Source organism: Curtobacterium sp. AG1037 (genome assembly GCF_003349855.1).
GTDB lineage: Bacteria > Actinomycetota > Actinomycetes > Actinomycetales > Microbacteriaceae > Curtobacterium > Curtobacterium citreum.
In genome coordinates this window covers 1-14397 of sequence record NZ_QQAO01000003.1, presented here as the reverse complement: position 1 = coordinate 14397, position 14397 = coordinate 1, and the positions used below count along the sequence as shown (strand labels likewise).

Annotated in this window: 15 protein-coding genes and 1 tRNA gene; 10 read left to right on the top strand and 6 right to left on the bottom strand. The window is 70.4% G+C overall.

The features are described from left to right. The first annotated feature begins 51 nt into the window (after positions 1-51). Both hpf and secA read left to right on the top strand, forming a co-directional pair. A complete protein-coding gene (gene hpf / locus DEU32_RS04780; RefSeq protein ID WP_114849574.1) occupies positions 52-747 on the top strand; it encodes a ribosome hibernation-promoting factor, HPF/YfiA family in 696 nt (231 codons plus the stop codon). Positions 748-894: 147 nt separating this feature from the next. Further along, entirely contained in the window at positions 895-3675 is a 2781-nt protein-coding gene (secA, locus tag DEU32_RS04775; protein ID WP_058742171.1) for a preprotein translocase subunit SecA, read from the top strand. Positions 3676-3765: 90 nt separating this feature from the next. Here the strand turns inward: secA and DEU32_RS17380 are convergent, their stop codons facing one another. Continuing rightward, positions 3766-4266 (bottom strand): Rv3235 family protein, encoded by a 501-nt coding sequence (locus DEU32_RS17380; protein WP_258554782.1) that lies wholly within the window; start codon positions 4264-4266, stop codon positions 3766-3768. 99 nt (positions 4267-4365) lie between these two features. Between DEU32_RS17380 and DEU32_RS04765 the strand changes: the two genes are divergently transcribed. Next, on the top strand, positions 4366-5871 hold the full coding sequence (locus DEU32_RS04765) for a sensor histidine kinase (RefSeq protein ID WP_114849855.1): 1506 nt from the start codon (positions 4366-4368) through the stop codon (positions 5869-5871). Between the two features lie 97 nt (positions 5872-5968). On the opposite strand, the gene DEU32_RS04760 is transcribed toward DEU32_RS04765, so the two are convergent. Further along, a complete protein-coding gene (locus DEU32_RS04760) occupies positions 5969-6217 on the bottom strand; it encodes a WhiB family transcriptional regulator (RefSeq protein WP_022904217.1) in 249 nt (82 codons plus the stop codon). A 258-nt stretch (positions 6218-6475) separates the two neighbouring features. Between DEU32_RS04760 and DEU32_RS04755 the strand changes: the two genes are divergently transcribed. Continuing rightward, the gene (locus tag DEU32_RS04755) at positions 6476-6907 is read left to right on the top strand and encodes a hypothetical protein (RefSeq protein WP_114849572.1); all 432 of its coding nucleotides are present in this window, start codon (positions 6476-6478) and stop codon (positions 6905-6907) included. An 84-nt stretch (positions 6908-6991) separates the two neighbouring features. On the opposite strand, the gene bcp is transcribed toward DEU32_RS04755, so the two are convergent. Beyond that, entirely contained in the window at positions 6992-7462 is a 471-nt protein-coding gene (gene bcp / locus DEU32_RS04750; RefSeq protein ID WP_114849571.1) for a thioredoxin-dependent thiol peroxidase, read from the bottom strand. A gap of 113 nt (positions 7463-7575) precedes the next feature. On the opposite strand from bcp, the gene DEU32_RS04745 reads away from it, so the two are divergent. Next, a tRNA-Lys gene (locus DEU32_RS04745) sits at positions 7576-7651 on the top strand. A gap of 177 nt (positions 7652-7828) precedes the next feature. Here DEU32_RS04745 and DEU32_RS04740 read toward each other — a convergent pair. Next, positions 7829-8491 (bottom strand): YigZ family protein, encoded by a 663-nt coding sequence (locus tag DEU32_RS04740; protein WP_114849570.1) that lies wholly within the window; start codon positions 8489-8491, stop codon positions 7829-7831. Positions 8492-8562: 71 nt separating this feature from the next. On the opposite strand from DEU32_RS04740, the gene DEU32_RS17085 reads away from it, so the two are divergent. The 4 genes from DEU32_RS17085 (at position 8563) to DEU32_RS04725 (ending at position 10844) form a co-directional block, all read left to right on the top strand. Continuing rightward, positions 8563-9003 carry a hypothetical protein gene (locus tag DEU32_RS17085; RefSeq protein ID WP_058742987.1) on the top strand — a complete coding sequence of 147 codons (441 nt, stop codon included), beginning with the start codon at positions 8563-8565 and terminating at the stop codon, positions 9001-9003. After that, complete coding sequence (locus tag DEU32_RS17080) at positions 9000-9485, top strand: ImmA/IrrE family metallo-endopeptidase (RefSeq protein ID WP_058742986.1); 486 nt, start codon at positions 9000-9002, stop codon at positions 9483-9485. Before DEU32_RS17085 ends, DEU32_RS17080 begins: the two co-directional genes overlap by 4 nt. After that, positions 9482-10420: a hypothetical protein gene (locus DEU32_RS04730; protein ID WP_114849569.1), complete on the top strand. Its 939-nt coding sequence runs from the start codon at positions 9482-9484 to the stop codon at positions 10418-10420. Before DEU32_RS17080 ends, DEU32_RS04730 begins: the two co-directional genes overlap by 4 nt. Positions 10421-10628: 208 nt before the next feature. After that, a complete protein-coding gene (locus DEU32_RS04725; RefSeq protein WP_114849568.1) occupies positions 10629-10844 on the top strand; it encodes an SCO4848 family membrane protein in 216 nt (71 codons plus the stop codon). Positions 10845-10902: 58 nt separating this feature from the next. On the opposite strand, the gene DEU32_RS04720 is transcribed toward DEU32_RS04725, so the two are convergent. Further along, positions 10903-11214: a hypothetical protein gene (locus DEU32_RS04720; protein WP_114849567.1), complete on the bottom strand. Its 312-nt coding sequence runs from the start codon at positions 11212-11214 to the stop codon at positions 10903-10905. 101 nt (positions 11215-11315) lie between these two features. Next, on the bottom strand, positions 11316-12860 hold the full coding sequence (locus tag DEU32_RS04715; RefSeq protein WP_114849566.1) for an amino acid permease: 1545 nt from the start codon (positions 12858-12860) through the stop codon (positions 11316-11318). A gap of 116 nt (positions 12861-12976) precedes the next feature. Between DEU32_RS04715 and DEU32_RS04710 the strand changes: the two genes are divergently transcribed. Next, on the top strand, positions 12977-14155 hold the full coding sequence (locus DEU32_RS04710) for a mechanosensitive ion channel family protein (RefSeq protein ID WP_058742981.1): 1179 nt from the start codon (positions 12977-12979) through the stop codon (positions 14153-14155). Positions 14156-14397 lie beyond the last annotated feature (242 nt).

Genomic DNA, 14397 nt, shown 5'->3' with positions numbered 1-14397 from the left:
CGGGATCGCCGGATGGAGGCGACGCGCCGAAGTACGGATGGGAGCCGCCACATGGACGTGACGATCACAGGACGGAACGTCGGGGTCACCGATCGATTCCGCACCTACGTCGAACAGAAGTCCGAGAAGATCGACGTGCTCGCCGACCGCGCCCTCGCCTTCGAGGTGCGCCTCAGCCGCCACAACGAGAAGTCCGGCGGCAGCGGGGGCGAGGACCGCGTCGAACTGACCCTCATCGGCCCCGGCCCGCTGGTCCGCGCGGAGTCCGCGGCGTCGGACAAGTACGCCGCGTTCGACCTGGCGTTCGCGCGCATCACCGAGCGGCTCCGCCGGGCGCGCGACCGCAAGAAGGTGCACCGCGGACGCCACCGCCCGACCTCCGTGGCCGAGGCGGCCGGCACCGCGTTCGAGCACATGGGCGTGACGCCCGCCGACGGCAAGCTCATCGAGACCGTCGCGACCGGGGCCGTCCCCGTGGTCGAGGAGGCACACGAGGACGACGCCGACGTCTACTCGCCCGTGGTGATCCGGCACAAGGTCTTCCAGGAGTCGCCGATGACCGTCGACGACGCGCTCTACCGGATGGAGCTCGTCGGGCACGACTTCTACCTGTTCGTCGACGCCGAGACCCACCGACCGAGCGTCGTCTACCGCCGGAAGGGCTGGGACTACGGCGTGATCGGCATCGACGACGGCGACTCCGCCGACCAGGTCGCCGAACCGGACCGCACGGCCGCCACGGTCTGAGTCGCACCGACGACCGACGGTGTGCGCGGCCCGCGACCGGGCCGCGCACACCCGCGTCCCTCCCAGCGCAGGGACCTGGCGGGTTGCTAGCATGACTGGCTGTTCGGATCGCGCAGGTCGCGCGCGACGACCCCGTAAGGAGCTCACGTGGCAAACGTGCTGGAGAAGGTCCTCCGCATCGGCGAAGGGCGCACCCTCCGTCGGCTGAAGGCGTACGCCTCGGCCATCAACGACCTCGAGGACGACTTCGCGAGCCTCACGGACGAGGAGCTCCAGGACGAGACGAAGGAGCTCCGCGAGCGCTACGCCAACGGCGAGACCCTCGACGACCTGCTCCCCGAGGCCTTCGCCGCGGTGCGCGAGGCAGCGAAGCGCACGCTCGGCATGCGGCACTTCGACGTGCAGCTCATGGGCGGCGCGGCCCTGCACCTCGGCAACATCGCCGAGATGAAGACCGGTGAGGGCAAGACCCTCGTCGCGACGACCGCCGCTTACCTCAACGCGATCCCGTCGCGCGGCGTGCACGTCATCACGGTCAACGACTTCCTCGCGTCGTACCAGTCCGAGATCATGGGCCGCGTCTTCCGCGCGCTCGGCATGACCACGGGCTGCATCATCGCGAACCAGACCCCCGCCGAGCGCCGCGAGCAGTACGCCGCGGACATCACGTACGGCACGAACAACGAGTTCGGCTTCGACTACCTGCGCGACAACATGGCGTGGCAGGCCTCGGACATGGTGCAGCGCGGGCACTTCTTCGCGATCGTGGACGAGGTCGACTCGATCCTCATCGACGAGGCCCGCACGCCGCTCATCATCTCCGGTCCGTCCTCGGGCGAGGCCAACCGGTGGTTCACCGAGTTCGCCTCCATCGCCACGCGGCTCATCCCGGGCGAGGACTACGAGGTCGACGAGAAGAAGCGCACCGTCGGCGTGCTCGAGCCCGGCATCGAGAAGGTCGAGGACTACCTCGGCATCGACAACCTGTACGAGTCGGCGAACACTCCGCTCATCTCGTTCCTGAACAACTCGATCAAGGCCGTCGCCCTGTTCAAGCGCGACAAGGACTACGTCGTGATGAACGGCGAGGTCCTGATCGTCGACGAGCACACCGGTCGCATCCTGATGGGCCGCCGCTACAACGAGGGCATCCACCAGGCGATCGAGGCGAAGGAGGGCGTCGAGGTCAAGGCCGAGAACCAGACCCTCGCGACCGTCACGCTGCAGAACTACTTCCGCCTGTACCAGAAGCTCTCCGGCATGACGGGTACCGCCGAGACCGAGGCGGCCGAGTTCATGTCGACGTACAAGCTCGGCGTCGTCCCGATCCCGACGAACAAGCCGATGCAGCGCATCGACCAGACCGACCTCGTCTACAAGAACGAGAAGGCGAAGTTCGAGCAGGTCGCCGAGGACATCGCCGAGCGCCACGAGAAGGGCCAGCCGGTCCTGGTGGGCACGACGAGCGTCGAGAAGTCCGAGTACCTGTCGAAGCTCCTCGCCAAGAAGGGCGTGAAGCACGAGGTCCTCAACGCCAAGAACCACGCACGCGAAGCCGCGATCGTGGCCCAGGCCGGTCGACTCGGCGCCGTGACCGTCGCCACGAACATGGCCGGCCGCGGTACGGACATCATGCTCGGCGGCAACTCCGAGTTCCTCGCCGTGCAGGAGATGCACGCCAAGGGGCTGTCCCCGACCGAGACGCCGGAGGAGTACGAGGCCGCCTGGGACGAGGTCTTCGCCGAGGTCAAGAAGACCGTCGAGTCCGAGGGCGACAAGGTCCGCGACGCCGGCGGGCTCTACGTGCTCGGCACCGAGCGCCACGAGTCGCGCCGCATCGACAACCAGCTCCGCGGTCGTTCCGGCCGCCAGGGTGACCCGGGCGAGAGCCGCTTCTACCTGTCGCTCACCGACGACCTGATGCGCCTGTTCAACTCCGGTGCCGCCGAGAGCCTCATGGGCCGCTCGAACGTGCCGGACGACATGGCGATCGAGAACAAGCTCGTCAGCCGCGCGATCCGCTCCGCCCAGGCGCAGGTCGAGGGCCGCAACGCCGAGATCCGCAAGAACGTCCTGAAGTACGACGACGTCCTGAACCGCCAGCGCGAGGCGATCTACAGCGACCGTCGTCACATCCTCGAGGGCGACGACATCCACGAGCGTGCGCAGACGTTCCTGAAGAGCGTCGTCGACGACGTGATCGACACCCACACCGCCGAGGGCAACGCGGACGACTGGGACCTCGACGCGATGTGGACCGAGCTCGGGACGCTGTACCCGATCTCGATCTCCATCGACGAGGTCATCACGGAGGCCGGCTCGAAGGGCAAGGCGACGCGCGACTTCCTCGGGCGGGAGATCCTGTCCGACGCCAAGCTCGCCTACCAGAAGCGCGAGGAACTCCTCGGCGAAGAGGCCATGCGCGAGCTCGAGCGCCGCGTCGTCCTCTCGGTGATCGACCGCCGCTGGCGTGACCACCTGTACGAGATGGACTACCTCAAGGACGGCATCGGCCTCCGCGCCATGGCCCAGCGCGACCCGCTGGTCGAGTACCAGCGCGAGGGCTACGCGCTCTTCCAGAGCATGATGGGCCAGATCCGCGAAGAGTCGGTCGGCTACCTCTTCAACCTCGAGGTGCAGGTCCAGTCCGACGGCGACAACGCCGTGATCGAGGCGAAGGGCCTCGGCGAGGGCGAGGCCACCGGGCTCGAGTACTCGGCGCCGTCGATCGACGGCGAGGTCGAGGTCCGCGACGAGCAGGGTCGCCTCGAGCAGGCGGCGACGGCCCGCGCCCAGAAGGCGCAGGCCGAGGCCGAGGCCGCCGCGGGTCCCGAGCAGGGCTCCGCCTTCGGGAACGCAGCCACGGCCTCCGGTCAGGCCTCGGCCAACAACCGTGCCGAGCGCCGGCAGGCAGCCAAGAAGGGCTGATCCGCAGCGGCCCACGAGCGCGTACGCGACGGACGGGAGGCGCGGTGCCGGCGGGCACCGCGCCTCCCGTCCTCCTGCTGGGCGCGTCGTTCAGAGGACGCCGACGACGACGGCCCGCCAGCGGCCCTGCCGGAGCTCGAGGCGGAGCGCGACGGCGCGCGCATGAGCGCGGGTGTGCACGACGACGGCCGCCTCGACCACTCCGGGCGCGACCGGGCAGAGCCGGACCGTGCCGACCTGGACGAGCGGCCGTGATCGGGCGCGACGCCGGAGCGCCCGGGCGCGCGCGGCGACGGCCGCGCGGTGCAGCAGGTGCCGGTGCACGTCCTCGGTGACCCACCGCGCGATGCTGTCGACGTCGCGGGCACCGGCGAGGACCTCCACGACACAACGGGCGAGGGCAGCGGCGACCTCGGCCGGGTCCGGCGGGGCGTCGGCGTCCGGCGTCCCGGGTTCCGGTGGCGGAGCCGGTGTCCCGGCGGGCCGCGGAGCCGGGACCGCGGCGACCGCTCGGACTCTCGTCTCCGATCGGTCGTCGTCGTCCTCGTCGTCGAGTCGATGCGCGTGTCCTGACACCCCGGTCCCTCCCATGTGGCGAACGTACGAATGTGTACGACATGAGAAATACGAAAGCAGCGTGGCTGTGGAGGCGTGCCGTTGTCCACAACGGGCCGCACCTAGACTGACGTGGTGTCGACCCTCAGTGACCTCGTCCTCGCGCAAGGCCGATCCTCCGAAGCGGACGTGGAGTGGCTCCACCTGCTCGTGGGGGACTGGCAGCTCCTCGCCGACCTGTCCTTCGCCGACATGGTGCTCTGGGTACCGACCGCCGAGGACGGCTCGTTCGTGGCCGTCGCGCACGCCCGGCCGAGCTCCGCCGCGACGCTCTTCTACCGCGACATCGTCGGGCAGGAGATCCGCGAGGAATGGCGCGAGCAGGTCACCGAGTGCTTCGCCGCCGCCCGGGTCGTCGACTCCGCCGAGCCGGACTGGTACGAGGACACCCCGACGCGCGTCCGGGCGATCCCGGTGCTCCGCCGACTGAACCCGAACAGCGCCGAGACGACCGAGCGTCCGATCGCCGTCGTCACGCGGCACTCGAACCAGGACGAGATGCGGACCCCGAGCCGCCAGGAGCTCAACTTCACCGCGAGCGCGAACGACCTGTTCGGGATGATCGCCACGGGTGACTTCCCGGACCTCGGTGCCCCGGCCGGCCCCCGCCGCGGTGCGCCCCGCGCGAGTGACGGGCTGCTCCGCCTCGACACGAACGGCGTCGTCACCTTCGCGAGCCCGAACGGCCTGAGCGCCTTCAACCGCATGGGCTTCGAGGGTGAGCTCGAGCGGAAGTCCCTCGCCGAGGTCACGACCGAGCTGATCGGCTCGCAGCTCGACGTGGACGAGTCCCTGCCGCTCGTCGTGACCGGGCGGGCTCCGTGGCGCGCCGACGTCGAGGCGAAGGGCGTGACGGTCTCGTTGCGCTCCATCCCGCTCCGCGACCAGGGCGACCGCATCGGCGCGATCGTGCTCTGCCGCGACGTCACCGAGCTCCGGCACCAGGAGCGCGAGCTCATCACCAAGGACGCGACGATCCGCGAGATCCACCACCGCGTCAAGAACAACCTGCAGACGGTCGCGTCCCTGCTCCGCATCCAGGCACGCCGGACCCACTCGGACGAGGCCCGGACGTCACTGCAGAACGCCATGCGTCGCGTGGCGGCGATCGCCGTCGTGCACGACACCCTGTCGACCGGCCTCAGCCAGAACGTCGACTTCGACGAGGTGTTCGACTCCGTGCTGAAGCTCGTGACCGAGGTCGCGGCGTCCCACAACACGACGGTCCGCCCGAAGAAGACCGGCGAGTTCGGCGTGCTGCCCTCGGAGGCGGCGACCCCGCTCGCGCTCGGCCTCACCGAGCTCGTCACGAACGCCGTCGAGCACGGGCTGGACGGCCGCGACGGCGAGGTCGAGATCGTGGCGAACCGCTCCGACGACCACCTCGACATCGAGGTCCGCGACAACGGCCGAGGCCTGCCGGAGGGCAAGGTCGGCTCGGGGCTCGGCACGCAGATCGTCCGCACGCTCATCCAGGGCGAACTCGGCGGGACGATCGACTGGCACACGCTCACCGGCAGCGGCACCGAGGTCACCATCACGATCCCGTTCCGCTGGCTCACCGCCGCCGGCGCCGCGTAGCGCTCGGCGCCGTGGGCCCGCCCCAGGCTGGACACACGACGACGCCCGTCGCTCCCAGGGGAGCGACGGGCGTCGTCGTGTCGTTGGTGCTGCTGCGTCAGGAGGCGCGGCGGGCGCGGGCCGCGCGGCGCTTCAGCGCACGACGCTCGTCCTCGCTGAGGCCGCCCCAGACGCCCGAGTCCTGGTTGTTCTCGAGGGCGTACTGCAGGCACATCTCCGTCACCGTGCACCGAGCGCAGACCGACTTGGCCTTCTCGATCTGGTCGACGGCGGGTCCGGTGTTGCCCACCGGGAAGAAGAGCTCGGGGTCCGCGGTGAGGCAAGCTGCCTGGTCACGCCAGTCCATGTGTGGTGCTCCTTGATGTCGATGCTCGAACGGCAGGCCGGGGCCGCGGCTCGGGGATCGGAACGCTGGGCATGCACAGGGCACGAGGGGAGACCTGTGGGGGAGGAATCCGCTGGGAGCGAGTCTGACGCCCGCTGAACGCTCGGGGGAGGAGCGTCGAACCGCGGGAGACGCACACCACATCGTGCCGTCCAAACGACCTCGAATATCGTTCCATACTGGTGGTACCAAATCAAGGGTTCCATCTGGAGGATCGCTGTGTCCGAGACCACCCCGAACGGCCCCGGCCCCGTCGCCGGTCGATCCCCGGCGTTCACGACGCTGCTCGTGGTCGTCGGCCTCGAGGCGCTCGCGCTCGTCGTCGTGACGGTCGCGCTCCTCGTGGAACTCCTCGTCGCGCCGGCGTCGAGCATCGCTTCCGCGATCGCGCTCGTGGTCCTCGCCGCGATCGCCGCGACCTGGCTCGTCGCGATGTTCCTCGGGCTTCGGAACCACCGCTCGTGGGTCCGCTCCGGGATCATCGTCTGGCAGGTGCTCCAGGGCGCGCTCGCGATCGGCGCGTTCCAGGGCGTCTTCCGCGTCGCCTGGGTGGGCTGGGTGCTCCTCATCCCGGCACTGGTCGGCCTCACCCTCGTGCTCTCGCGGCCGATCACGGCCGCGCTCGTCCCGCGCGGCCAGCGGGACGACTGACGTCGCGTCTCGGGACGTGAGCGCGAACGGACGGGAGGCGCGGTGCCAGCTGGCACCGCGCCTCCCGTCCGTCCGTGGCTGGGTTCAGACCAGGCCGAGCTTCTTCCGGAGGCTGGCCACGTGACCGGTCGCCTTCACGTTGTAGAGGGGCAGCTGCACGCGGCCGTCCTCGTCGACGACGATCGTCGAGCGGATCGTGCCGGTGACGATCTTGCCGTAGTTGTTCTTCTCGCCCCAGGCGCCGTAGGCGCGGTGCACGGCGAGGTCGGGGTCGCTCAGCAGGGGGAAGGTCAGGGCCTGCTCGTGCTGGAACTCCTTGAGCTTCGCCTGCTCGTCCTTCGAGACGCCGAGGACCTCGTAGCCGGCCGCCTGGAGCGACGTCATGTTGTCGCGGAAGTCGCACGCCTCGGTGGTGCACCCGGGGGTCGAGGCCGCCGGGTAGAAGTACACGATGACCTTCCGACCGCGCAGGTCGGCGAGCGCGTGCTCCGTGCCGTCCTGGTCCGGGAGGGTGAAGTCGGGGGCGGTGTCGCCGACCGCGAGACGGTCCGTCATGGTGCTCCTGTTCGTGTCCGGTGCCCGAGTGGTCGTGAGCACCCAGAACCCATGCTATTGTTGTTTCCCGTTGCAGCACGCAAGTGCGAGAGCAGCAGACAACTCAACACCATGCGCCTCTAGCTCAATTGGCAGAGCAACTGACTCTTAATCAGTGGGTTCTCGGTTCAAGTCCGAGGGGGCGCACCACACAGCAGGCCCGGTCGGATCATCCCGACCGGGCCTGTTTCGTTGTCCGGCGATGTTCTCGGGGGCGAGCGACGCGACACGCGCGGGGTGTGGATCTCGACGAGATCCAGCGGGACGGATCTGTGGCCGTCCGCGGTTCGTCCGCGCCGGGCGCGATCGGTCGGCCGTCGGGTGCTGTCAGGCCCCGGAGGTCGTGTCGGGCAGGTCGACCACGCGGGTCGGACCCGACTCGGGGACGAGCGTCCCGGCCGAGGCGGCAGCGAGGTCGGCGCGCAGGGCGTCGAGGGCTTCCTCCGGCACCCAGAGCGAGAACGTGGCCGTGGCGCCATACTCGGGGGTGTCGAACGTGGCGTCGTGGTGTCCGGCCCAGTCGCGCAGCAGGTTGTCGATCCGGCCGGCCTCGGCGTGCGGCACGGCCACGGTGGCCCGGGTGCGCTCGGCTCGTCGGACCAGTGCTGCCTGGTCGAGCGCCTCGGAGACGGCCGACGAGTACGCCCGGACGAGCCCACCGGCGCCGAGCTTGACGCCGCCGAAGTACCGCGTCACGACGACGACCAGGTCGGTCAGGTCGCGGCGCCGGAGGACCTCGAGCATCGGGACGCCGGCGGTGCCGGACAGTTCGCCGTCGTCGGAGGACCGCGCCTGGTCCCCGAGGACGCCCGTGACCATCGCCGTGCAGTGGTGCCGCGCGTCCCAGTACCGGCGTCGGACCTCGGCGACCACCCGCTCGGCGTCGGGGACGTCCACCACCGGCGCGACCGTCGCGATGAACCGGGAGCGGTTGACCGTCCGTTCGTGCTCGACGGTGCCAGCGACGGTCGAGGGCAGGACGCGGGACATCCCGACAGGCTACGGCGGGACCGCGCTACCATGGCGTGCACCGCTGGCGACTGGGGAGGAGTCCGATCGACATGACGACCACCGATCCCAAGGGTGGCGCGCTCGACGCGGCCGAGCTCGCGCGCCGGCTCAACCTGCTGCTCGACTTCGAGGAGTCGCAGCGTGGCGCCCCGGTGCCGTTCTCCGCGGTCGAGGACTACGTCGCGGCGCAGGGCGGTTCGCTCTCCCGCGCGAAGTGGACGTACATGATCTCCGGGGACGGCCGGCGCAACCGCGACACGGACCTGCTCCGCGTGCTCGCCGGCTTCTTCGAGGTGGACGAGCGCTTCCTGCTCGAGGACAGTGCGGTCCCGGAGCGGATCGGTGCCCAGATCGAGCTCGTGCGGGCACTCCGCTCGGCTCGGGTCAGTGGCTTCGCGGCGCGGACGTTCCCCGGGGAGCTCTCGCCCGACGCCCTGCGGCGCATCGCCCGGGTGCTCGAGGAGGAGTCGGCGCGGGGGAGCGTCGCATGACCGGGCCAACCGGCCACGGCGAGGCGTCCGCCTCGGTACAGGCGTTCTGGACGAGGGGGGAGCGCGAGGGCTGGTCGGACATCGACCAGGCCGTCGCCGCAGCCGCGGACCACGTCGGCAAGCCGATCGTCGTGCGCGAGGAGTCGTTCCTCAGCGAGGAGCCCGTCTGTGGCTTCGTCGCGACGCTCGAGCACCAGCACCTCGTGATGATCTCGCCCACCGCGTCCGAGACCTTCCGGGCGTTCGTCATCGGCCACGAGCTCGGACACGTGCTGCACCGCCACCAGGAGCACGCGCCGCAGTCCGCCTACGTCCGCGACGTCATCCCCGACGTGCCGGAGTACAAGGTCGAACGCGCCCTCGCGCGCGGCATGTTCACGAATGACTACGAGCACCAGGCCGAGCTCTTCGCCGACCAGCTCGCGGGTCTCATCCGACGGCACCGCGGCCGGCCGAGTGCCTTCCGCGGGGTCTTCGGGTGATCCTCGCCGTCGCCCAGGCGCTCGTCCTGGTCGTCGGGAGCGTCGTCCTCCTCCGACTGCAGCGCGGACAGGACCGCACCCTCGCGGTGACGTTCCTGCTGTTCGCGGCGACGGTCGTCACGAACGTCGACCCGCTGTACCGCTGGCTCGACCCCCTGCTGGGCGGGCAGAACGTCGTCACGGTGCTGAGCGACTGCCTGATGGTCGCCGGGACGAGCACGCTGCTCTGGGGCGTCGCGAAGGCGGTCGGCGCCGCACGTCCGTGGCTGCGGACCACGATCGTCGTCGCATGCGTGGTCGTCGTCGTGGTGGTCGACGGGGCGTTCGTCGCGCTCGATCGTCCCGCCACGACCACGACGTTCATGCTCGTCGCCGGGGACCAGCCGGCCGCCGCCGTGTACTCGATCGCGCAGACCGCGTACCTCGGCACGGCGTTGGCCGCGACTGCGGTCATCTGCGTGCTCCACCTGCGCGAGGCCCGCACCGCCGCCGACCGCCTCGGCCTGTGGTTCATCGTCCTCGGCGGGGTGCTCGGTGTCGTCCGCATGGTCGTGGTGGTCGTCATGGACCTCGCGCACGTCGCCGGTCGGCTCGACGTCACCCACGCCCTGTCCCTGCCGTACGACGTCACGACCCCCGGCGCGGTGCTGTGCACGGCGTCCGGGATGCTCCTGCTCGTCATCGGCCACCAGGTCGCGCGTCGTCGGACGAGCCGGCGTCTCGACGCCGCCCTGGCCGCGCTGGAGCCGCTGCACGAGCGCATCGGCACGGACAACGCCTACCCCGAGTCCACCGACGCCGCCACCCGGGTGAGCCGCCTGATCGTCGAGATCAACGACGGCGCGCGACGAGCCCGCCGTCCGCTCGACCCCGACGACCGTGCCGTCCTGGCCGCCGCGGAGTCGGCGCTCGACGATGCGGCGGGCACGGCCTGACGTCGTTCTGCATCGGAACGATCACGTTCCCGAGCACGGCTCGACCTCCTGTGGACCAGCCGTGTAGGGTCTGTAGCACGTGCTACACGTCGTGTGGTGCGCCGGGGCGGACTCGGCCGCGTTGGGGGCGGCCGAGCACCCCCGGGTCCCGCGGCACCGGCGGTTCCCGAGCGCAGCGGCCGATGGGTGCGGTGTCTAGACTCGTCGCGTGACCGTCTTCGCCGCCATCGTGCTCTTCGTCGCCGCCGTCTTCAACGTCGTCACGTGGCCCCGGTTCTTCCAGCGCGTGGCGAAGGACGCCCGGGCGCGGGACGCCGCCGGCAAGCCGACGACCTTCTACTCGGTGCACCTCGTGCTGCTGCTCATCGCGTTCGCGATCGCCCTCGCCGCGGTCGTCGCCGGCGTCCTGCTGCTGCTGGCCTGACCCGCGCCGCAGCGTCGGGACCACGTCCGGACGCCGCGCCGCGCCGCAGCGCCGCGCCTCAGGACTCGGACGGCAGCGGGTCGCCCAGCGCCCGACCGAGCACGAGCGCCGCGATCCGCTCGTCGGACGTGTCGAGCAGCACCCGGTAGGTGTCCGACGCGGTGACGAACTCCACGCACACCGCGTCGAAGTCGCACGGTTCGATGCGCCAGCCCCGCACCTCGTCCATCGGGACCTGCGTCAGGGTGTCGCGCTCGAAGCTCGTCTCGGCCCGCACGAGCTCGTCGTACACCCGGATCCGACCGATGGTCCCGCGCCACGTCAGCTGCAGGTCGAACGTCGGGGCGGGGGAGACAGAAGGGTCCGGCACACGCCGATCGTACCGACGCGTGCCGGACCCGTGGAAGGTTCCGGGGCGAACCGCCCGCGCATTCCGGATGACATGGGGACGCGCGGACCGTCCGTGCGGGATCATTCCCCCCTGCTGTCACCGTCCTTGCCGCGACGGACCTGGTTCGCCGGGTCGCGGACGCCGATCGGGTACGGCCCGGTCACGCCCTCGCGGAGCGCTGCGATGCGCAGGATCCGGTCGCGCTGCAGGAACCACCCGACGACGAGCAGCGGGATGATGACGACGAGCGACGCGATCGTGTACGTCCCGACCGGGTAGTCGATCGCCATGAGCACGACGACCGACGCCAGGAACGCCAGGGTCAACCACGACGTCACCGGAGCGCCGGGCAGGCGGAACGTCGGCTCCTTCGCCAGGCCCTGCTTCGCCCACTGCCGCAGACGCATCTGGCAGAGGATGATCGTGCCCCACGCCGTGATGATCCCGAGGCTCGCGACGTTCAGCGCGATCTCGAACGCCTGCGCCGGGACGAAGTAGTTGAGCGCGACGCCCGCGACGGTGAAGGCCGCGGTGAGCAGGATGCCGGCGTAGGGCACGCCGCCTTTCGACATCTTCGTGGTCCACTTCGGCGCCGAGCCGTTCATGCCCATCGAGTGCAGGGCTCGGCCGGTGGAGTACAGACCGGCGTTCAGCGACGACAGCGCGGCGGTGAGCACGACGAAGTTCATGATCGAGCCGGCGATGACGCCCACCTGCGGGTTGCCGAGCGACGAGAAGAACGTCACGAACGGGCTCTGCCCGTCCTTGTACGACGTGTACGGCAGCAGCAGGGAGAGCAGGACGACCGACCCGACGTAGAAGACCGCGATGCGGAAGACGACGGAGTTGATGGCGCGGGGGATGACCTTCTCGGTGTCCTGGGTCTCGCCGGACGCGGTGCCGACGAGCTCGATGGCCGCGTAGGCGAACACGACGCCCTGGACGACGAGCACCGCGGGCAGCACGCCGTTCGGGATGAGCCCGCCGTTGTCCTGCCAGATCGAGAAGCCCGTGCGGACGGCCTCGCCGCCGGTCTCCACCGGGAACGCGAAGACGAGCCAGACGAGCGCGATGACGAGGAACGCCACGAGCGCGGCGACCTTGATGAGCGCGAACCAGAACTCGAGCTCGCCGAACACCTTGACCGCGACCATGTTGGCGGCGAGCACGACGACCAGGGCGATGAGTGCGAGGAGCCACTGCGGCGCCGCGGTGAACGCGCTCCAGTAGTGGAGGTACAGCGCGACCGCGGTGGTGTCCACGATCGACGTCATCGCCCAGTTCAGGAAGTACATCCACCCGGCGGCGTACGCGAACTTCTCGCCGTAGAACTCGCGGGCGTACGAGATGAAGGACCCGGAGGACGGGCGGTGCAGCACGAGCTCGCCGAGGGCCCGGAGGATGAAGAAGGCGAAGATGCCCGCGACCAGGTACGTGACCGCCAGGGCCGGTCCCGCCGTGTTCAGGCGGCCGCCCGCGCCGAGGAAGAGTCCGGTGCCGATGGCCCCGCCGATCGCGATCATCTGCAGTTGCCGGGGCTTCAGACCGTGCTGGTAGCCCTCCTGCTCGTGCGAGAAGTCGTTCGCGGGCGTGCGGGACACACCCGTGTCGTTCTGCGCTGTCATGCGCGCCAACCTACATGCGTGTCCGCGCCGGGGTGGAACGGAGTGCCGACCTGAACGACACCACAGGTCCGGGCGATGCTGAACACGACCGGTGGGGGACCGGACAGCATGGACCGATGGACACCCTCCTCCGACTCCTCGTCGCGATCGGGATCGCCCTGCTCGTGACGGCCGCCGCCGCGCTCGTCCTGCACCTCGTGCTCCGGACGATCGCCCGACGGGAACGCTGGGCCGCCGTGCTCTCCCGACGCACGAAGCACCCGTTCCGCTCGATGCTCCTCGTCGCCCTGACCTGGGCGGCCTTCGCGGCCAGCGTGCCGCGGAACACCGAGGCGTACCCGTGGCGCGACGAGGTCTCGCACGCGTTCCTCATCGTCACCATCGCGGTGGGCTGCTGGCTCGCCTGCGAGATCGCGATCTTCCTCGAGGACCTCGGCCTGCACCGCTACCGCGTCGACGTCCCGGACAACCGGGTTGCGCGGCGGATCCGCACGCAGGTCCTCATCATCCGACGGCTCACGGTCGCGGTCCTCGTGATCATCGCGGTCGGCGCCATCCTGCTGACGTTCCCCGGGGTCGAGGCCGCCGGTGCGAGCGTGCTCGCCTCGGCGGGGCTCATCTCGGTCGTCGCGGGCCTCGCGGCGCAGTCGACCCTGGGCAACGTGTTCGCCGGGATGCAGCTCGCGTTCTCCGGGTCGATCCGGGTGGACGACGTCGTGGTCGTCGAGCAGCAGTGGGGGCGCATCGAGGAGATCACCCTCACCTACGTCGTCGTGCACCTCTGGGACGACCGCCGGTTCGTGCTGCCGTCGACGTACTTCACGAGCACGCCCTTTGAGAACTGGACCCGTACGGGCAGCGAACTCCTCGGCGCCGTCGAGTTCGACCTCGACTGGCGGATCAGCCCGACCGAGATGCGCACCGAGCTCGACCGGATCCTCGGCACGTCGACGATCTGGGACGGCCGTACCAAGGTACTGCAGGTCACCGAGGCGGTCGGCGGCCTGGTGCGCGTGCGCATCCTCGTCAGTGCCCGGGACGCCGGCGGCCTGTTCGACCTGCGCTGCTACGTGCGCGAGGAGATGGTCGAGTGGGTGCAGCGCGAGCACCCGGACGCGCTCCCGCGGCAGCGCGTGCAGGTCACGCAGGGCCGGGAGGCGGTCGGCAAGGCCCGACCGCGCACCGAGGAGCAGGACGCCTCGCTCTTCCGCGAGGGCGACGAGCGCTCCGCGCTCTTCACCGGACCGATCCAGACGTCCGGCATCCGCCCGGAGGACGTCCCGCCCGCGCGCTGAGGGACGCGACCACACGACGGATGGGCGCGCCCCGCTCAGCGGTGACGCGCCAGCGTCACGCGGGGCGCGCCGACCGAGCCTGCGAGGGAGGGGTGCCAGCCGACACCGTGCCTCCCGTCCGATGGGTGGTCGCGCTGGCGACCTAGCTGTACTGAGCCGTCAGGTTGTTGACACTCGGGCTGCGGGCGTGAGTCCGTGGCTCGAGTGGATCCGTTCAGTGTTGTAGTGCTCGATCCAGGGTG